Source organism: Geotalea uraniireducens Rf4 (genome assembly GCF_000016745.1).
GTDB classification, from domain to species: domain Bacteria; phylum Desulfobacterota; class Desulfuromonadia; order Geobacterales; family Geobacteraceae; genus Geotalea; species Geotalea uraniireducens.
In genome coordinates, this window is record NC_009483.1 from 4,370,852 (window position 1) to 4,390,538 (window position 19,687).

Here is a 19,687-nt window from a genome sequence, read left to right on the forward strand (position 1 = left end):
TTTTCACTTAAAAAAGAAATAGGCATAGTAAAACGCCGCTGGAGCGGCAAAGAGTATACTGTCAAGACGGTCAAGAATTCCGCCGTGCCCGGGGACAATGGTACCGGAATCCTTGACTCCGCAACTCCGCTTCAGAAGCGATTCGAAAAGATCGCCGAGCTGGCCCAGCACACCGAGCAGAAGCGCCGTCGCCACGCAGTCCGCCACCGTCAGCATCGGGAAAAAGGTGAACTTGGCAATCAGCGCACCGACAACACTCCCGACCAGTCCGCCGAGCGCCCCTTCGACGCTCTTGTTGGGACTGACGATCGGATAGAGTTTCGTCCTCCCCAGGCTGGAGCCAACGTAATAGGCCGCACTGTCTCCCGCCATGACGATCACCATCATGAGAAAAATCCACTGCACACCGGCGGGGCGATCGTGCAGAAGAATAAGATGGCCCAAGAGCAGCGGAACATACAAAAAGCCCATGAAGATCAACGCAATCTCACCTGCCGCCCGCCGGACATCCTTGATTCTGAAGAGAAAAAGCAGGGAAAAACAGATCACCAAGGAGGTAAGACCTAACGGCATGATGAACTGCAGCGGAGCAACATATGCCAGCGGCAGGAATGTGCCGGCTACGGCGGCAATCCACCCTTCCAGTCTACGCTCCGGCAGGGCCATCCGATAGAATTCGCAAAGTCCGAGGAAGATCAGAAATAGTATAAATGCAGTAAAAAATGCATGACTTGCCTTGAGAAAGAACAAAATGAGGAGGGGTAAGGCAATTATCGCCGTTGCTAATCGTTTGATAGGTAACTCCTGGTTACAGGTGATGGTGTTATGAGTTATCGGTTCAACGATGGCGGGTGATATCACCGACAGCCGTCCCGCCTACCTGCACCTGATCGCTGGTCTTGCCAAATCTGCGCTCTCTGGACTGGTAGTCGCGGAATGCCTTGGCAAGTTCATTTTTGTCGAAATCGGGCCAGTTCACATCGGTAAAATAGAGCTCCGTATAGGCTAGCTGCCAAAGCAGAAAGTTACTTATCCGCATTTCGCCACTGGTTCTGATGAGAAAATCGGGTTCAGGAATCCGCGTGGTATAAAGGTAATCGGAAAAAAGCCCTTCGTTGATGTCATCTATGGCAATTTTTCCTGACGCCGCATCAATCGCGATCTGCCGGGCAGCATGGACGATTTCCTGGCGTGCTCCGTAGGAAAGGGCCAAGGTCAGGAGCATGCCGCTGTTGCCTGCTGTTTGTGCAATTGCATCGTCAATCACCCGATTGATATCCACCGGCAACTCTCCGCGGTCGCCGATGACATTGAATCGGATGTTGTTGTGCATCATCCGCGCGATTTCCGATCTGATATATTTCTTCAGAAGCGCCATAAGCGCCTTCACTTCAGTTTTGGGTCGCAGCCAGTTTTCCGCAGAAAAGGCAAACAGGGTGAGGTAACTTATGCCTAACCGGGAACATTCTTCTACGATCAGCCGGACAGTCTCCACTCCCTTCTGGTGGCCGACGATCCGCCTCAACATCCGCTGCTTCGCCCACCGGCCGTTACCGTCCATAATTACGGCCAGATGACGTGGAAGATTCTCTTTCGTTAATTTGTGCATATGGACCCTAAGACAGCCACGTGATAGTTCCTGCCTGCCGGATCAGAGCAGAAGAAATTCCGGCAGGTCGCCACCCCTGAAAACAAAAAATCCCCTGATTGAAGGGGCAGATTATATAACCTTAAAAATGCAGACTTCGCAAGCAAAAAATAAGCAGGGGGGATACGCCAAGTACCCCCCCGCCGGCAATTAATACATCAAACTTCCATAACCTCTTTTTCCTTGTGAACAAAGACTTCGTCAATTTTTGCGACATGACTGTTGGTCACATCCTGAACCTCTTTTTCAGCGCGCTTCAGGTCATCTTCCGAGATTTTTTTATCCTTTTCCTGCTTTTTCAACTCATCGATGGCGTCGCGGCGAATATTCCTGACTGCGACCTTTGCATCTTCAGCCAGCTTCTTGAGCTGCTTGACGATATCTTTACGCCGTTCCTCGGTAAGGGGGGGGATATTGAGCCGAATAACCTTGCCGTCATTGGCGGGGGTAAGCCCCAGATTTGCGTTCATGATGGCCTTTTCGATGACCGGGATCATCTTTGCATCCCACGGCTGCAAGGTTATGGTGCGCGGTTCGGGGACGGCAAGGGTCGCTACCTGATTGATCGGTGAAGGGGTCCCATAAAAATCGACCTTGATTTCATCCAAAAGCCCAGTGCTTGCCCGGCCGGTACGGACCCTCTGGTACTCCTTGCGCAGTGCGTCGATGGTCTTGTCCATATGGGTGCTCATGTTGTTTATGACGTCTTTCGTCATGTTACGCTCCTTTCACGATGGTGCCGATTGGCTCACCGTACACCACTTTTTTCACATTTCCGTCGGTGGTGACATCAAAGACGATAATGGGGAGACTATTATCCATGCAGAGCGATATGGCGGTCGCGTCCATAACCTGCAACCCTTTTTTGAGGACATCGATGTAGGTCAGTTCGGTAAACTTGGTGGCATTCTGGTCTTTCTTGGGATCGGCTGTATAGACCCCATCCACCTTGGTCCCCTTCAAGATCACCTCTGCTCCGACTTCCATTGCCCTGAGGCTTGCAGCCGTGTCGGTGGTGAAATATGGATTGCCGGTGCCCGCGCCGAAGATGACGACCCGCCCTTTTTCCAGATGCCTGATCGCACGACGGCGGATATAGGGTTCAGCCACCTCCTGCATGGCAATGGCCGATTGAACCCGGGTATCCACGCCGATTTTTTCCAGGGCATCCTGCATGGCCAAGGCATTTATCATGGTTGCCAGCATCCCCATGTAGTCGGCGCTGGCCCGGTCCATCCCCTTGGATGATGCCGCCAGCCCGCGGAAGATGTTGCCGCCACCGATGACCAGAGACAATTGTACGCCGCACTCAACGACTTCTTTTACTTCATTCGCTATGGTTGTGATGGTCTGTGGATCAATTCCGTAACCCTGCTCGCCGGCGAGCGCTTCACCGGAAAGTTTTAACAGCACCCTTTTATAGCGCAGCTCGCCCATTTTTTCTCCACCTTATAAATGTTTTGTTGCTTGTGCATGTAATGCCCGTTACATACGACGAAAAAAAAAGCCGACCATTTATCATGGCCGGCTCGCTTTAGTCCGTTACACGCCGGCAGCGGCTGCGACTTCTGCCGCAAAGTCGCTCTCTTTTTTGGCCAATCCCTCGCCGAGGGTAAACTTGGCAAAACGGCGGATGCTGATGTTCTCGCCGATAGCGGCGATAGTTTCATTCAGGTAGGTCTGCACCGTCTTATCAGAATCCTTGACAAAGGGTTGTTCAAGGAGGCAGATATCGGCATAAAACTTGTTAACCTGCCCTTCGATAATTTTTTCCACAATGTTGTCCGGCTTGCCGCTTTCCTTGGCTTTTGCCCGGTAGATTGCTTTCTCCCGCTCAAGCACGTCAGGATCAACCTCTTCGCGACGTACATAAAGAGGCGAGGCCGCTGCGATATGCATGGCGATATCCTTGACAAAGGCCTGGAAATTTTCATTCTTGGCGACGAAGTCGGTCTCGCAGTTTACCTCGACCAGAACGCCGATCTTTCCGCCCGCGTGGATATAAGAGCCGACCAGACCTTCGGTTGCAACCCGGCCGGACTTCTTGGAAGCGGCAGCCAGACCTTTCTTGCGCAGATAGTCGACAGCCTGCTCATGGTCGCCACCGGTTTCCGTCAGAGCCTTCTTGCAGTCCATGAGGCCTGCGCCGGTAGCCTTTCTCAGTTCATTTACTTGCGCTGCTGTTATGCTCACGTTTATCCTCCACAAAACGACCGACCCTTGCGGCCGTCTTTTTGTATTTTTATTACCCTTCCCAGGTGCTCCATCGTTACGGCTGACCGAAAACGGCTCCGCCGGAAGTCATTACGCCTCGCCGGCCGTTTCCTCGACAACCCCTTCGGCCTCAGCAGCAAATTCTGCTCCTTCTGTGTCCGTCTGAAGTTTGATATTGCGCGCCTGCCCACCCTCGATCATGGCATCGGCTACCTTGCTGGTCAGCAGGCGGATGGCACGGATTGCGTCATCATTGCCGGGGATCACGTAATCGATGTCGTCCGGGTCACAGTTCGTATCGACTATGGCCACCACCGGAATCCCCAGTTTTTTTGCCTCGCTGACGGCAATCTCCTCGTTTTTCGGGTCAATAACGAACAGGACGCCGGGAAGCTTGTTCATCCCCTTGATCCCGCCCAGAGTTTTCTCCAGCTTCTGCCGGTCCTTCTCCATTTGCAGCGCTTCTTTCTTGGTATATGCCTCGATGGTGCCGTCCGCAACCATGGCATCCAGACGTTTAAGCCTGTCGATACTCTGCTTGACCGTACTGAAGTTGGTGAGCATGCCACCCAGCCAACGATCGTTCACATAGAACATGCCGCAACGCTGTGCCTCTTCGGAAACCGAATCCTGTGCCTGCTTCTTGGTTCCGACAAACAGCATGGTCTCGCCGGACTGGGCAGCATCAACGACGAAATTATAGGCGCCCTTGAAGAGCCTGACCGTTTTCTGCAGGTCGATAATGTAAATCCCGTTCCGCGCTCCAAAGATATACGGCTTCATCTTCGGGTTCCATCTCTTGGTTTGGTGACCGAAATGGACACCGGCTTCCAGCAGTTCCTTCATGGTGATGTTCGACATAGTACTCTCCTTTGGTTTTTCCTCCGCTTCCCCGACTTCCCCGGAATCCGCACTACGGACACCACCGGTGAGAAAAGAAGCGTGTGAATTTTAAACAGCGAATTTATATAACACAACAACTACCGATTGGCAAGGCAATTTTACCCTCAGCCGACCGTCTCACCTTCACTGCCCTTTACTTAGCCGCTCATCTCATGTATCATGCCCCCAGGCCATGAAGAAAACCCTCTATCTCTATATTTTCAAGGAAATACCGCCGCCATTCTTGCTGGGAGTGGCTACCTTCACCTTTGTCCTGCTCATGGGACGGCTCCTGAGACTGGCCGAAATGGTCGTGACAAAGGGGGTGCCCCTTGCCGATGTCCTGCGCATGGTTTTCTACCTGCTCCCCTCGTTTCTTCTCGTCACCATACCCATGGCGTTTCTCCTGGCAATTCTTCTCGCCTTCGGCAGGCTTTCAGGCGACAGCGAGATCACCGCGATGAAAGCCAGCGGCGTAAGCCTTTACGGACTGCTCCCGCCAGTTTTCTGTTTTGCGCTCATTGCCTACCTGGCCGGCGCATTTATTACCGTTTACGCCGTTCCATGGGGAAACACCTCTTTCAAAAAACTGCTGGTCGAAGTGGTGGAAGCCCGCGCCTCTCTCGGGATAAAGGAAAAGATATTCAACGACGACTTCCCCGGCTTGGTCATTTACACAGACCGCTACAATCAGCAGAAGCAGACCATGTCCGGCATCCTTATCCAGGATGAACGGGATCCGCTCGAGCCGTCAACCATCTATGCCCGGAGCGGCGTAATCAACTCCGACCCCGCAACAAAGTCGATCAGACTGCGCCTCGATAACGGCAGCATCCATCGCACCCAAGGTAAGACGGGCTACCGTCTGGTCGAGTTCCGCAACTACGACCTGAACATAAACCTTAACCAGGCGGCCCAGACAGTAAACAAGAACGAATTGGACATGTCGCTTGCGGAACTCCGCGCCAACCTCGCTTCGGGCCGCTTCGACGCCAAAATGATGCGCGATATGCGCTTGGAATATCACCGTCGCTTCTCGCTCCCCTTTGCCTGCCTCATTTTTGCCCTCGTGGGGATGCCGCTCGGCATACAAAACCAGCGATCCGGCAAAGCAGCCGGCTTTACCATGAGCATTGGCCTGCTCCTCGCCTATTACATTGTCCTCTCCGCCGGGAAAGCCCTCGGAGAAAGAGAACTCCTCAGTCCACTTCTGGCAGTCTGGGCACCCAACCTGCTCTTTGTATCCCTTGGCATCTACCTGTTCAAAACAACAGCTGCCGAGGAGAGAATCCCTCTCTATGCTTTTCTCACAGGCATTGCCGGCTGGCTGCGCAGCAGATTGACAAAGAGGGGCGAACGGTGAAAATATTCAGCCGCTACATCGCCACAGCCTATGCAAAGATGCTTGGCCTCTGCCTGGGAGCTTTTATTGCCATCTACCTGGTTGTCGATTTCCTGGAAAAAATCGGCCGTTTTGCCCGCGCCAATGCTGAATGGAAGTTTATTGCCTTGTTCTTTCTGACTCGAGTCCCTGAAATCATCTGTCAGACTGCGTCAATGGCCGTCCTGATGGCCACACTCCTGACCCTCGGCATGCTCTCACTGAACAGCGAACTCACCGCCATGCGCGGCTGCGGGCTCAGCCTTGCTCGCATCACTGCACCGATCTTCGCCATCGCCTTTGCCGTCAGTCTCTCCACTCTATTCGTAAGTGAATTTGTCATGCCCAGATGTAATACCCAGGGGCAATACATTCGAGAAGTATTGATAGACAAAAAGAGTCCAAGCACATTTTTCCGTCAGCAAAATATCTGGCACAAGGATGAGAATTATATCCTCAAAGCCAGACTTTTCGACCCGGCAACCGGCAACCTGAAGGGGATAACACTCTGGAAGACGGGGACGGAGATGGAGCCGCAACAGCGTATCGAAGCCACTCAGGGAGAACTTCGCGGCAACGACTGGCTTTTCAGGGATGTGGTCATCCGGGAAATGGCGGGGGGAAACATAATAAGTACCAAGTCATTTCCAGCGCTGCTGGTTAAACTGAATCTGAAGGCAGCAGACCTGAAAGTAGTCGGAAAGTTCTCCGACAATATGGGAATACGCGAACTGATCAGTTATTGCGACAAGCTCAGGAAAGGGGGATACGATCCAACCAGGTTTCTGGCCCAGATGCACTCCAGGATCTCGCTTTCCTTTGCGCCGGTGATCATGGCTTTCATCGGAATACCCTTTGCCATGCGCGGCGGCCGTTCAAGCGGCATCGCACTCGGCATCGGCACAAGTCTCGGTATCGGCTTTGCCTATTTCATCATCAATTCGGTCATCCTCTCATTCGGCCAGGCCGGTGTGCTGCCGCCACTTGTTTCGGCCTGGGCGACAAATCTCATTTTTATTATGATCGGCATATGGTTTGGCATGAAGGTGGAAATTTGACAAGGGACCATGCCGTGGTTTAATTGGCGAAGGAGTTAAGCGTTGAAAGGAGTCCGACCGTGATATCCCGTTTCATCGTTTTTTTGATCGTTATTACACTTGCGACTTTCCAGCCGGTCTTCGCGGCAAAGGGCAAAAAAGTGGCCCAACGGGCTGCTGCACAAAAGACGCCCGCCCCCCCGGAAGAGCAGAGCCCTCCCATCAACATCCTGAGCATCATCCCTGCCCAGGGTGAGCCGGGGGTAACCGTAACCCTCAGCGGCACTGGATTTACCGACAAGACCACTGCGTTTCTTGGTGGTGTCGGTATGCCGACGAAAGTGATAGGGCCCAAAATACTTACCTTCGACATACCCGATCTCCCCCCCGGACTCTATGCTCTCTTTTTAAGGCGGGAAGATGGAGCTACCAGCAAACCGTATAACTTTATACTACAGGCGCAAAAGCCGGTGGCGATGTCACTGTCGCCCGACACGATATACAATTGTGCCAGCGGGAAGGAGCGCGAAGTGGTTGTCAGTGGTCGGAATTTCCAGGAAGGGGCGCAGATCCTGCTGGACGGAGCTGCGATCAAAAGCCGCACTCTCTCGCGCGAATCCATTTCATTCAACGCTCCATCCCAGCTCTTCAGCGGACTCCACCAAGTGCAGGTGAAAAACCCTACGGATGAAGTTTCCGGTGCGGTTGCCCTTTTCATCAATTCCAAGCCGGAGATTCTAAGCGTTAGTCAGGGGGGAGAGTTCGTCAATTACTATGAACTGATTATCGAAGGGAAAAACTTTCAGCAGGGATCGACGCTCGTGGTGGATGGCGCAAATCTTAACAGTGGAACAGCACCCGCCACCGAACGTGAAAAGATTGTTTATATTGACTGCACCCGCCTCATTTACCAACGCCACCCGTACGACTCGACCCCGAAAAGCTTTAGTCTCCAGGTGATAAATCCAAACAGCGAGGAAAGCCCGGTAGTAACGGTGAATGCTCCGTGAAAAGCGGTCGGCGGTCGGCGGTCGGCGGTCGGCAGTCGGCAGTCGGCGGTCGGCGGTCGGCGGTTTTAACTGCCGACTGCCGACCGCCGACCGCTTTTCAACTACCGACCGCTTTTCAACTACCGACCGCTTTTTTCACCTACCGCCCGCTTTTAACCGGCTGCTCCAGCACCACCAGGTAGCCGTCAGGGTCGAAACACCACAACTCCAATGTACCGTATGGCTTGCGCTCAAGCGGATAGAGGATTTCCAATCCCTCATCATCGAGAGCATCGCTTATCTCTTCAATGTCATTCACGCGAAAATGGAGGGTCAATCCTACCCCCTTCGGGTAGACGTTGAAGCGATCCCCCAGAATTGGATGAGCCTGAACCACGGCCGACTCCTCAACAAAGATAACGACACAACCGTCCTGTTCCATGACCAGGTGCTCTGGCGCACCGGGAGATGTCAGCGCTCTCTCCACGGACACATCCAGAATTCCCCCGTAAAAGGCTTCGGTGACCCCCAGATCCGCGACCGCCAGCTGCATGAAAACTCGCGCTTCGCCCGCCACGCGCCCCTCACTCCCCGCCGAACCAGATGGTCGTGTATCGGCTGAAAATGGAAAGATAATTGGTAAAAATAAGAATGCCGACGATGATCAGGAAAACCCCGGTAACGATCTCGAAGATGCGGATGTACTTTTTGAAACGGGTAAACAGGACAAGAAACTGGTGCATGGCCAATGAAGCCAAGAAGAACGGGATGGCAAGCCCCATGGAATAAGCAAGCAGCAGCCCTATCCCCCGATAGACGGTACTCTCGGTAGCCGCCACCATCAGGATCGAGGCGAGTATCGGACCGATGCAGGGAGTCCAGCCGGCGGCAAAAGCCACGCCGACGACAAAACTGCCGAAAAAGCCGGCCGGTTTACGATGGAGGGTCAGCCGTTTCTCCCCAAGCAAAACCCCGATATCGAAAATTCCCGACACATGGATACCGAAAACAACGATGAGAACACCACCCACCCTTCTTAACGCGGTCATGTGCGCCTGGAGGAAACCGCCGATAAAGGTTGCAGAAGCACCGAGCAGAACAAAGACAAAGGTAAAACCAGCGATAAAAAGGAGCGAATGGATAATCGTCTGCTGCCTGACCTTGTGAGACGGATGCTCCATCTGCAGGTCGCTGAAGGAAAGGCCGGTTATATAGGTGATATAGGAAGGAATAAGGGGGAGCACGCATGGTGAGAGGAACGAGAGAAAGCCCGCGATGAACGCTCCGACAACGGTTATGTTGGTGGATTCCATGGTTCCCCCCATTATTCCCTATTACATCTGCGGCTTCATGATCTCATTGAAAAAAGCTACCACCTGCGGATCACTCCAATCCATACCGCCAACAACTTTTTTTACTATAACACCCTTTTTGTCCAATATAAAGGTTTCCGGTACCCCGGTAGTTCCATAGCGTTTACTGATCGCCTGGTCGGTATCAAGGAGTGCCGGCAACGCCGCCCCCGAATTCTTGAAAAATCGCTTTACAGCGTCCTTACCCCCCTCATCGATGGATACGGCCAGCATTTGGAAAGGTTTCCCGGCCATCATCCGATCCAGTCTGACCATGGACGGGATTTCTTCACGACAGGGAGGACACCAGGTCGCCCAGAAATTGAGGAAGACAACCTTCCCCCTGAAGTCCGAAAGGCGTACCTGACGGCCGGCTAAATCCTTCAAGGTGAAATCGGGCGCCACCTTCCCTTCTATGACCGGCTCCTCCTGGCGGGAACAACCGATAACCGCAACACTAAATAAAATCATCACAGCAAAAATAATCTTTTTCATCTTTTCCGCTCCTGGGGCGTAATATTGTATTTTTCCATACGGTAGATAAGGGTGTGGCGTGGAATACGGAGAAAACGGGCCGCGGCGGTCTGGTTCCAGTCGCTTCTCTCAAGCGCCTCGACAACGATCTCCCGCTCCAGTTGTTCAAGGGAATATCCTTCGGCAGGAAGATTAATCACACCGATTTCGCGGCTCTTCTTAACGCCGCGGAGCTTGGCCGGGAGATCCTCAACATCGATACTGTCGCTGTTGCGCATGATCAACAGGCGTTCAATGGTATTTTCCAGCTCCCGCACATTTCCCGGCCAGGGATAGTGCTTCATTACCTCCAGCGCCCGAGGGGCAAAGGTGACACCTGCCCCACCATGCTTGGCAGTGAAATGTTTGATCAGCAGCAGAACATCATCCTCCCTTTCCCGTAAAGCGGGCAGATGAATCGGAATAACCGAGAGGCGATAATAGAGATCCTCGCGGAAGCGCCCTTCGGTTATGGCTGCTTCCAGATCCACGTTGGTGGCCGCCACAACCCTTACATCCAGCTTCTGCGAAGTGGTTCCCCCCACCGGCTCGACAATTCTCTCCTGCAAGGCGCGCAAAAGCTTGGGTTGGAGGTCAACCGGCAACTCCCCCACTTCATCGAGAAATAGGGTTCCTCCATCGGCTGACTGGAACTTGCCGACCTTATCCCTGACCGCCCCGGTAAATGCCCCTTTCACATGACCGAACAGCTCGCTCTCAAGAAGGTCTCTGGGAATGGCGGCACAGTTTATCGGCACAAAGGGAGAAGCCCTGCGGGAACTGAGTGAATGTATCGACTTGGCCACCAGTTCTTTGCCGGTGCCCGACTCGCCGGTTATTAATACTGTCGCTTCCGTATCGGCAACCTTACGCACGATGGCAAAGACCCGCTCCATCCCCCGGGAAATACCGATGATGTTTCTGAACTCGGCCCGCTCGGTCAGTTCCTCCTTTAAAAGCCGGTTTTCTTCAGACAATCCCTGCAGCTCCAATGCTTTCTTTACCACCAGTTTGAGCTGATCACGGTTGAACGGTTTGGTGATGTAATCATAGGCGCCAAGCTTCATCGCCTCAATTGCCGTATCGATCGCGCCAAAGGCGGTAATTACGATAACCAGGGTGGCGGGAGAGCGCTCCTTTATGGTCGCAAGTACTTGAAAACCGCTTATTCCCGGCATTTTCAGGTCGGTGACGACCAGAGCGGGAGAACATTCGGCAAACAGTGCAAGCCCCGCCTCACCGTCAGCGGCGGTAACAACTTCATACCCCTCTTCCTGGAGGTTGTACTCGAGAACCCGTCGCAGCGAAGTGTCATCATCAATGATAAGTATTTTTGCAGCCATTGTCCTCTCTCAAGCAATGCCATTCTACGTTCTACGTTCTACGTTTTAACATAGACCGCGAACAGCCTTTCACACGGGCAGCCTTACTGTGAAGGTCGTCCCCTTCCCCTTTTCACTGGCAACCTGAATGCTGCCGCCGTGACTTTCGACAATCTTCTGGGTGATGGCAAGACCAAGACCGGTTCCGTCCGGCTTGGTGGTAAAAAACGGCTCGAATATCCTGTTAAGCCTGTCAGGCTCAATGCCTTCGCCGGTATCGGCAAAAGAAAGCTCGACAACGGCAGGGCTCTCTTCCGCAGGCCCGGGGCATGAGGCGCTGACGGTCAGCTTCCCCCCGCGGCCGGTAGCCTGTAAACCGTTCATCAGCAGGTTAAGGAAGGCCTGGCGCAGTTTTTCCCGGTCTCCATGCACAGCCGGAAGCTCCGCCGGATTCAACTCTATCGAGACGCCGCGTGCCGCAGCCTCTGTACTTATCAGGGTAACGATCTCATTCAGTTCAGCCATGATGTCGCAAGTTGCTCTCTCCACCTGAAGCGGTCTTGCCAGCCCGAGAAAATCCTCCACCACCCGGTTGAGGCGATCGGTTTCTTTCAGCAGTATCTCCAGAAATTCGTAGTTCGATTCTCCCGGGCGAAAGCTGTCTTTCAATATCTCGGCAGTTCCCTTTATGGAGCCGAGCGGGTTTCTTATTTCGTGGGCCAGCACTGCGGAAAGCTCTCCCAGGACTGACAGCCTTTCCGCCCGCCGCAGCTGCTCTTCGATCTCGATGACGAGATCGGCCTGGCTCTGCAGCTTCTTGTAAGAGTCCTCAAGGCCTCTCGCGGTCTTGTGAAGCTCTTCCCTGCGCGCCACCTCTCGTTGGGAGAGGAGACCGGTGACTCCACCCACGATGTTGTATAGCAGAATTTCAAGATATTTCTCAAGCTCCAGAGAAGGGTGTACCCCCCATTGGAAAAGGACGTGCGGCGCATACATGATACTCACAACAATGGAAGAGACGAGGCCGCCTCGTAATCCGAACCAGAAGGCAGCAAGAATTATCGGTAAATAATAAAGCCGCTGAAAGATGTCGTGCAGCATCGGCAGATGCAGTGGCGTCAAATAATGCAGCAGGCTGATTCCCAGTATGAAAACGGCCGGCACCACCAAGCGAACTATGTTTGCACGTTTCATGGAGACACTATTAGTCGATGCAGGAACTGAATGCAAGGATATTTTGTTGCGGGGAAAAGTCGGGGGGGCAGAAAAAACAGTGTATTGACGGCATAGTTAAGAGCGTTTCGACTTGACTCTGCCGGGGAATCCCTGGTAATCCTGCCGGATCTTACGCGAGTTTATGGCAAGGGGGAGAAGCTTTTCATGCTTTGCAAGGACCTCTTCCAGGGAGAAACCGTCATTAATGATGATGTCATTTTCACTCAAATGGGTCTGCGCGAAATGTCGGCCATCTTCACGGCAATAAATCATGATCTGATAACTGTCACCATGAAGTTCAATTTCCGATTTGTGAACCAGCATCTCTTCCAACATGACATTGCCCTTACAGCAAATACTTGCTTATTGAAGACCTTTGTTTTATTGGAAAGCACTATTTATGCCAAATTCGGGGGGAAGCAACTGCTGCTAACCATGCGATAGACGGGAAGTAATCAGTTGTGTTTTAACGGATGGGAACTGCTATTTAACGCGAGTCACTACGTAATCAGCCAGATTAACAAGTGCGTATTTTTCCGGGGAATCCTCGAAAACATCCAGGTAAGCCTTGCAACGAGCGACATAGTCTTTTGCCACCGTTACTGCATGGTCAATGCCGCCATATTGGTGAACCAGCTCAAAAACCGCCGCAAAATCATCTTCGTCCAGAACGTCTTTATCGACAACTTCGGCAATCTTCTCTTTTTCAGCGGCAGTACAGTGCTGCAGTGTATGGATCAGCGGCAGAGTGATTTTTCCTTCTTCCAGGTCATGGCCGATGCTCTTGCCGAACTGCTCTTCACTGGCAACATAATCGAGCGTATCATCCACGAGTTGGAAGGCTATTCCCAGTTCCATGCCGAAATTCTGCAAGGCGACTTCACGCTCCGAGGAAGCCTTTCCAAGGATAGCCCCGGACTGGCATGCGGCTGATAGGAGTATGGCTGTCTTGGACTTCACAACCTCGATGTAACGTTCGGTAGTTACATCCAGATCGCTGGTGCAGACCAGTTGCAGCACTTCCCCTTCAGCAATTATCGTGGTAGCCCCGGAAAGAACCTTCAGAACATTGAGGTCGCCGTCTGCAACCATCAGAGAGAATGATTTGGAAAAAAGGAAGTCCCCCACAAGAACTGACGCTTCATTCCCCCACAAGGTATTGGCGGAAGCTAAACCTCGACGAAGGTTGGCATTGTCCACCACATCATCATGCAGAAGGGTAGCTGTGTGGATAAACTCGATCACGCTTGCCAACGGTACATGCCTGTCGCCATGATAGCCGCACAGCTTTGCCGAAAGGAGCAACAGCGCAGGACGGATTCTCTTGCCGCCGCTCGAAAGCACATATTCGCCAACCTTGCGAATCAGCGGGACGTCCGACTGAAGATCCTTTTTAAACTGTAACTCGACATTTTTCAGGTCTTCCCCGATGAGGGCAAGCGCTGCTTCCATTACCAAACCTCTGCTGAATTTTGGCCAATACTATAGGAAATACTCAGGAGTTGTCAACGCTTTTCTAGCAACGACAGCCTTTCAGGCCGTCCCGGGTTAAATAAACGCTCATTTACTATTGATTTTTGACGGCTCTTACACTACCATTCAAAAATATTTACAATAACTGTCCATGCTCCCAAGGAGACGAACCTTTGGAAAATATGTCGCCCCATATACTGATAGTGGATGACTCACCCTCATTCCAAAAGATGCTTTCCGGGCGTCTTGTAAAAAAAGGATACCGGGTCAGTTGTGCCTCTTCGGGCGAAGAGGCCATCAAGATATTTCAGACCGATGATTTCAACATGGTGCTGACAGATATTATTTTACCAGGCATGAGCGGGTTGAACATGCTCAAACTGGTTAAAGAGATGAAACCCGAAATGGACGTAGTCATTATCTCCAGTAACGCGTCCAGCTTTACCGCCATAAAGGCACTACGTCTGGGGGCCTATGACTACATTGTAAAACCCATAGACGACGAAGCAATTCTCTTTAACGTAGTGGCAAGGACCTTGGAGAAGCAGTTGCTGACCGTGGAAAATCGGCGCCTCATCAACGACCTTTCCGAGAAGAATCGGGCGCTTCAGGAAACTTTGGACATGATGAAGACTCTCAATAATGTCTGCGCCATCATTGCCTCAACAACCGATATAGGAGATATCCTGCGGAAACTTGTCGAGAGCGCAGTCGAGCAGCTGAAAGCAAAAAAGGGATATCTTTTGCTGCTGGACAAGGGGGGAACGAATTTCTCCATGAAAGTCTGCGTCGGCATTGACCATCACCTGGCGAAGGCTTTTACCCTGCGGCACGACCAAGGGATATCGGGACTGGTGGCAGCCAACAACAAACCCTTGTGCATTGAATCAGACATTCCCGCCACCCTCACCCTTCGTCTTTTGGAAGAAGACGTATGCGGCGACCTTTTCAGCACCCCCGGCATCCTTTCGGTCCCGCTTCTTGTTAAGGATCGGGTCGTAGGGGTAGTAAACATATCCGGACGCAGCGGGGGAAAGATGTTTACAGACACTGAAGTCGAATTCATCACAACTCTTGCCAATTTTGCAGCAATTGCCCTCGATAACGCCGGCACATTCTACCGGCTGAAGAAAAAAGGGCAATGACTCCTATTCCCATAAAACGGCCCATCAAGAAGGTTGAGGAAAAAAGGAACTTACGCTGATTGAGTAAACCCAAGCTTATTGATTGTTGTGAAGGCCGCTTTTTGAGTCGTTCGGCATTGAAGGATAAGCCGCGATTATCTGGTTACGTCCGTTAGCCTTTGCCTCATAAAGAGCAACATCGGCCGCATGAACAAGGGAAGTAAAAGTATGGCCGTCTTCCGGAAAAGAAGCGATACCCAGACTCGCTGTCAATTTACCAAGGGGGAGACTTTCTTCTTCCGGAAATATCTCCTTTTCAATCCCCACCCTTATCCGTTCGGCAACCACTATTGACTCCTTCTTTGAGGTACCGGGCAGAATGGCGCAGAACTCCTCACCACCATAGCGGGCAACGATATCCATGTCGCGTAGTGACGCCTTGATGATATCCGCTGTCTTCTTCAGAGCCTCATCCCCGGCAAGATGGCCGCAAAAGTCATTGTAAATCTTGAAATAATCGAGATCTATAAACAGGAACGTCAGGTTGAGTCCGTGGCGGACACTGCGATTCAATTCTTCCTCAAGGCGATTTTTCAGGAAGCGTCGGTTATAAAGCCCTGTCAGCGGATCAGTTACCGAAAGCTTCTCGAACATGGAAGATTGTTCCAGCACGAGTGTGCGCTCAATCATCAAAGAAGCGAGGTTTGCAAAAGATGTCAAGAGGTTCATATCAGCCTCGGTAAACGCGCCGAGGTTTTCCTTATCGGAAAGGTTCAAGACGCCGATGATCTTATCCTTTAGTTTCAACGGTATGCATATCAGAGATTTGGATTTGAAGCGTGGGCGGTTTTTCATACCGACCCTGCTATCTTTTTCCACATCATTTACCAGAAGCGGTGTCCCGGTTTTAGCCACCTTACCGGCTATCCCTTTCCCGACCTTGACGGTCATGCATTGAGCAACTTGCAGACTCATTCCCATACTGAAAACAATATGGAGATTTTCTCCTTTTTTGTCGATCAGCATGATCGACCCTTGACAAGCACTGAGCAGGTCTGCGGCTATTTCCAGTATGATCTTGTAAAGCTCTTCCTTACTTTCTGCAAAAAGGAGAATATTGGTCAGCGACATCAGTTTGTTCGTCAACAAACTCACCTGAAGATGCTCCGCCTCCCTTTTTAGCTGCATCAGCTTGGCAGCAACCTTAGAAGCAACGAGTTCTATAAGCAAAAGATCAACAGTCTGCAGCTCACTGTCGAAAAGGGCAATAACCCCAAACAGCTGTCCCTCTGATTCCAAGGGAAAACAAGTTACGCGATCAGCTTTCAATCCGGGGAATAAACCCCTTAACTCCTTACCAAACCTAACCGTTTTTTTGACTTTATCCGGAGAAACCAATACTGCAATATTTTCCTCGGGGATACTCCCCAATTTCTCAGGCAGGCCCCATGTCCCCGCCATTGAAAATGCCTTGCCGTCCTCATCGCGTAATGCAATGGCAATCTTGGGAAAATTGAAAAGAAACCCCAGCATTTCGCTGGAGAGGGAAATAGTTTCTTCAATTGTCGCAACCTTATCCAACTGCTCCAGGATTCCGACAATTGTCGACAGCTGCCGCATGGTTTTGTCGAAAAGTGATTTATAGAACCTGTCCACCTGAAGTGACGGCAACATCTTCTGAATTTGCTCAGCAACCTCTTCCATCTCCTGAACGGTTGTAACGGGTAGCTTTTCCAACTGGTTCAGCAGTGAAAAGCCATCAACTTTCTCTCCCCTGGCCAGGGTTTCCAGCTGCCAGAGATCAATCGATTTATCCCTCACCCCATTCCCGATCAGGCAAAACGAAGTATCACTGATATCGAATGGCACAACAAAACTGAGAAACCCCCCACTATATCGGTAAACGGTCGTTTTCTTGGTTTTCAAATCAGCTTTGATATTTTTTTCAAAGAAATGATGACACATATCATTGCTTAATTGGTCCTGAATTATTGCACCGCAGGACTTAAAACCATCTCCAAAGGAGTCCACGGCCCCGTTTTCCCTGTAATAGAGTGTAAGATTGTAAGGAGCAAGAAACAGATAGCTTTTGAGCGCCGCCAACAGCTCCACAGGCTGGGTTTTCATGGAGTTCTTTTCCATTGCAATGTGTCTCCTGTATGCATACAGAAACAACTGCCTGATCACATCAAAATGAGCACGGCACAGATTAACCCGTTTAACACCACTTCCGGCACTACTTGATTTCCCCGGATAGAGCAGATATCTATACACCGCAGCCCGGCCAACCATGCCTATTACCGCATCCAGGCCAGCCTATTAATATCTCTGAGTAATTATTTATTGCTTAGAAATAATATCTATGTTAATGTATTTATTACTACGAATATCCGGCATATCGGTTCTATTGACCGGTAAAGCTTATGGCAGCACCAACCATGAACAATGTACATAAGTTAATCTATACACACAGAAATATATTGTCAATAAATAAATACACAGAGAGATATTTTTTTTGTTGGGAGTAGCATGATAGAAAATATTTATCACTCAGATATTTCCATTGGCCTGCGCATTAAAGAGCTCCGGCAGGCCAAAGACATGACCCAAAAAGAATTTGCCGACTCGCTCGGAATCGTGCAGGGCTTTCTAAGCGGCATCGAGCGAGGCAAAAAAAGTCCATCCGATACCCTCTTGATCGCCCTGTGTCATCTTTATAAAATAAACAAAGAGTGGCTATATACCGGCAGGGGAGACATGTTCGGGAAGACGCAGTTACCCGACAAGCTCATCGAGGAATTCGTCACGACAAGGATACCGCTGCTCAAGCGGATCCCCCAAGGATTTCCCGATTCGCTTAAAGAGGAAGATATCTGTGATTATGTTTCTCTACCGAATGGGCCGCAGGGGTGCTACGCCATCATCACATACGGAGATTTCATGGCACCGACCATCCGTGACGGCGATCTGGTCATCTTTAACTCTGGCGGCGAGTTGAGCAACAAGAATATTGTTCTCGTAAACAACAGGTGGAATGAGGCGATCCTGCGAAGATACCGGGTTGCCGGAAATGAGATATTTTTTTCGCCCGACAACCCGGCTTACGCCCCGTTCAAGCAGGACAACAACACGAAGATCATAGGCACGGTCGTTGATGTCTGGAGGAAAGTAAAGATCTGAAGATGAACCGTTACAAACCGCAGGCCCTCATTTCCTTGTCCAGCTTATCCCTGCTGATGCCGAGAGCGCGGCAGATGGTATCCTTGTCGCAGTGGTAACGGTCCAGGGCCATGAGAAACAGGGCCTTTTTCAGCGAATTGGACAGCTTGTCCATTACATTCGTTTTGCTCGTTGCCGAGATCAGCGAAAAGAGCGGTTCCAGGTTGCGTTCGAACAGCCTGGCGTTTTCATCGATTTTCCTTCTGCCGGACGCGTCCATTCTCTTCACCTTTACGATGTTGGCGATAAAATCGTCCATGTTGTCCTGTACATACCTCAGGGTATCCCAGTGGTTATCAACGGTCATCATCTGACTTGCGGCCTTCTCCGTGCCGGCTTTTCCCTTTCTCATCATAACCACTTCCATGACGCGGTAGCTGCATTCGCCGGCCTTTTCATCCGGCATCATATAACGGTATCCCATGGTCGTATCCTCCTTACCGTCGTTGACGTTTTTATTTGATATGACAGGAGAAGCAGAGGTTGCTGTACTCATTGCTCGTCACCAGGTGGTTCCTATCCGGGTTGAGCGGATTATGGCAACTCAGGCATCCCACCTTGCCGTCGACAAAGAGCATGTTCGGATTGAGGCTGTTGACGCTTCTCAACTGGTCGTTCATATAACTGGCATTCCCGTAATGCATGCCGATCGGATGACTGCCCAGCGCACTTTGCGCAGCATCCGCATCGGGCCGGCTCGTGTTTTTAAAACGGGTATCGTGGGAAGGGGCGCTCGTACCATCGTGGCAGGAGATGCAGTCGAAGGAAAACGCATCGATCTCCAATCGTTCACCGCCGTTGACGATTACCCTGTTATTGTCGCCGGACATCTCGCCGTAGAGTGAGGTGGCAGCCTGCCTGGCGACAGCAAACCGGTTTTGGAATAAGACCTTTTCGTAGGGGTCCTCCAGCTGCCGGGTAAAAGAGCAGATACCCAATGAGCCATCACCAAGCGAAGCAGAAGCGATGCTGGCGGTAGAGACGAAAGCGGAAGCAAAAAGAGCGGCTACCATGAATTTCTTTGCGCCGGATGTAAAGTTTGTCGTTAGCATGGCCTGTCCCTCCTGAAAGCGTTGTCTTTACCTTAGCTATTACAACAGCCGTACCAGCGGACGGATAAGCAGTAATTATCCTGTAACGACCTTAAATTGTTGGGCAAATTGGTGGCAACGGGCGAAAGTTGTCACCACGACTGCGGCAGCGCAACTGTTCTAAGATTGCACAGGAATCATTGTGGAATCAATAAATAGGCTGCTATATCAATACGTTGAGAATGAATTGATAAAAATGAACAGCGGTTCTTCTTTGCACAGGGAAC

21 protein-coding genes are annotated in these 19,687 nt (G+C 51.3%); 5 read left to right on the forward strand and 16 right to left on the reverse strand.

The annotated features are described in order from the left end of the window. Window positions 1-3: 3 nt before the first annotated feature. The 6 genes from GURA_RS18985 to rpsB all read right to left on the reverse strand — a co-directional run bounded on the left by GURA_RS18985 (window position 4) and on the right by rpsB (window position 4,723). Window positions 4-795, reverse strand: a complete 792-nt coding sequence (locus GURA_RS18985) for a phosphatidate cytidylyltransferase (protein WP_041246149.1) — start codon at window positions 793-795, stop codon at window positions 4-6. A gap of 43 nt (window positions 796-838) precedes the next feature. After that, window positions 839-1,609 carry an isoprenyl transferase gene (locus GURA_RS18990; protein WP_011940533.1) on the reverse strand — a complete coding sequence of 257 codons (771 nt, stop codon included), beginning with the start codon at window positions 1,607-1,609 and terminating at the stop codon, window positions 839-841. A gap of 197 nt (window positions 1,610-1,806) precedes the next feature. Further along, a complete protein-coding gene (frr, locus tag GURA_RS18995; RefSeq protein WP_011940534.1) occupies window positions 1,807-2,364 on the reverse strand; it encodes a ribosome recycling factor in 558 nt (185 codons plus the stop codon). 1 nt (window position 2,365) lies between these two features. After that, window positions 2,366-3,085 (reverse strand): UMP kinase, encoded by a 720-nt coding sequence (pyrH, locus tag GURA_RS19000; RefSeq protein ID WP_011940535.1) that lies wholly within the window; start codon window positions 3,083-3,085, stop codon window positions 2,366-2,368. A gap of 105 nt (window positions 3,086-3,190) precedes the next feature. After that, window positions 3,191-3,841: a translation elongation factor Ts gene (gene tsf / locus GURA_RS19005; RefSeq protein WP_011940536.1), complete on the reverse strand. Its 651-nt coding sequence runs from the start codon at window positions 3,839-3,841 to the stop codon at window positions 3,191-3,193. A 111-nt stretch (window positions 3,842-3,952) separates the two neighbouring features. Next, window positions 3,953-4,723 carry a 30S ribosomal protein S2 gene (gene rpsB, locus GURA_RS19010; protein ID WP_011940537.1) on the reverse strand — a complete coding sequence of 257 codons (771 nt, stop codon included), beginning with the start codon at window positions 4,721-4,723 and terminating at the stop codon, window positions 3,953-3,955. 214 nt (window positions 4,724-4,937) lie between these two features. Between rpsB and lptF the strand changes: the two genes are divergently transcribed. From lptF to GURA_RS19025, 3 genes are read left to right on the forward strand one after another with little or no spacing between them, the layout of a single operon-like run. Continuing rightward, window positions 4,938-6,107 carry an LPS export ABC transporter permease LptF gene (gene lptF / locus GURA_RS19015; RefSeq protein ID WP_011940538.1) on the forward strand — a complete coding sequence of 390 codons (1,170 nt, stop codon included), beginning with the start codon at window positions 4,938-4,940 and terminating at the stop codon, window positions 6,105-6,107. Next, entirely contained in the window at window positions 6,104-7,183 is a 1,080-nt protein-coding gene (gene lptG, locus GURA_RS19020) for an LPS export ABC transporter permease LptG (RefSeq protein ID WP_011940539.1), read from the forward strand. Before lptF ends, lptG begins: the two co-directional genes overlap by 4 nt. Before the next feature lie 59 nt (window positions 7,184-7,242). Next, entirely contained in the window at window positions 7,243-8,172 is a 930-nt protein-coding gene (locus tag GURA_RS19025; protein WP_011940540.1) for an IPT/TIG domain-containing protein, read from the forward strand. Between the two features lie 139 nt (window positions 8,173-8,311). Here GURA_RS19025 and GURA_RS19030 read toward each other — a convergent pair whose 3' ends face one another. The 7 genes from GURA_RS19030 to GURA_RS19060 form a co-directional block, all read right to left on the reverse strand. Beyond that, window positions 8,312-8,704, reverse strand: a complete 393-nt coding sequence (locus GURA_RS19030; protein WP_198134573.1) for a VOC family protein — start codon at window positions 8,702-8,704, stop codon at window positions 8,312-8,314. 31 nt (window positions 8,705-8,735) lie between these two features. Then, the gene (locus GURA_RS19035; protein ID WP_041245555.1) at window positions 8,736-9,464 is read right to left on the reverse strand and encodes a cytochrome c biogenesis CcdA family protein; all 729 of its coding nucleotides are present in this window, start codon (window positions 9,462-9,464) and stop codon (window positions 8,736-8,738) included. Between the two features lie 21 nt (window positions 9,465-9,485). Continuing rightward, window positions 9,486-9,998: a TlpA disulfide reductase family protein gene (locus tag GURA_RS19040; protein ID WP_011940543.1), complete on the reverse strand. Its 513-nt coding sequence runs from the start codon at window positions 9,996-9,998 to the stop codon at window positions 9,486-9,488. Further along, window positions 9,995-11,359, reverse strand: a complete 1,365-nt coding sequence (locus GURA_RS19045; protein WP_011940544.1) for a sigma-54-dependent transcriptional regulator — start codon at window positions 11,357-11,359, stop codon at window positions 9,995-9,997. Before GURA_RS19045 ends, GURA_RS19040 begins: the two co-directional genes overlap by 4 nt. Before the next feature lie 69 nt (window positions 11,360-11,428). Further along, the gene (locus GURA_RS19050; protein ID WP_011940545.1) at window positions 11,429-12,532 is read right to left on the reverse strand and encodes a two-component system sensor histidine kinase NtrB; all 1,104 of its coding nucleotides are present in this window, start codon (window positions 12,530-12,532) and stop codon (window positions 11,429-11,431) included. Between the two features lie 96 nt (window positions 12,533-12,628). Continuing rightward, window positions 12,629-12,889 (reverse strand): hypothetical protein, encoded by a 261-nt coding sequence (locus tag GURA_RS19055; RefSeq protein ID WP_041245556.1) that lies wholly within the window; start codon window positions 12,887-12,889, stop codon window positions 12,629-12,631. Between the two features lie 147 nt (window positions 12,890-13,036). After that, window positions 13,037-14,005 carry a polyprenyl synthetase family protein gene (locus GURA_RS19060; RefSeq protein WP_011940547.1) on the reverse strand — a complete coding sequence of 323 codons (969 nt, stop codon included), beginning with the start codon at window positions 14,003-14,005 and terminating at the stop codon, window positions 13,037-13,039. Window positions 14,006-14,208: 203 nt separating this feature from the next. On the opposite strand from GURA_RS19060, the gene GURA_RS19065 reads away from it, so the two are divergent. Next, window positions 14,209-15,171, forward strand: coding sequence for a response regulator (locus GURA_RS19065; RefSeq protein WP_041246150.1), 963 nt, complete (start codon window positions 14,209-14,211; stop codon window positions 15,169-15,171). Between the two features lie 75 nt (window positions 15,172-15,246). Here GURA_RS19065 and GURA_RS19070 read toward each other — a convergent pair whose 3' ends face one another. Then, window positions 15,247-17,292 (reverse strand): sensor domain-containing diguanylate cyclase, encoded by a 2,046-nt coding sequence (locus GURA_RS19070; protein WP_011940549.1) that lies wholly within the window; start codon window positions 17,290-17,292, stop codon window positions 15,247-15,249. Between the two features lie 387 nt (window positions 17,293-17,679). Here GURA_RS19070 and GURA_RS19075 point away from each other — a divergent pair, with 387 nt between their 5' ends. Further along, window positions 17,680-18,330 carry a LexA family protein gene (locus GURA_RS19075; protein ID WP_011940550.1) on the forward strand — a complete coding sequence of 217 codons (651 nt, stop codon included), beginning with the start codon at window positions 17,680-17,682 and terminating at the stop codon, window positions 18,328-18,330. Between the two features lie 10 nt (window positions 18,331-18,340). Here the strand turns inward: GURA_RS19075 and GURA_RS19080 are convergent, their stop codons facing one another. Beyond that, a complete protein-coding gene (locus GURA_RS19080) occupies window positions 18,341-18,865 on the reverse strand; it encodes a hypothetical protein (RefSeq protein ID WP_232278943.1) in 525 nt (174 codons plus the stop codon). Then, window positions 18,825-19,421, reverse strand: a complete 597-nt coding sequence (locus tag GURA_RS19085; RefSeq protein WP_011938776.1) for a cytochrome c3 family protein — start codon at window positions 19,419-19,421, stop codon at window positions 18,825-18,827. The genes GURA_RS19080 and GURA_RS19085 overlap by 41 nt, the downstream gene beginning before the upstream one ends. Window positions 19,422-19,687: the final 266 nt, after the last annotated feature.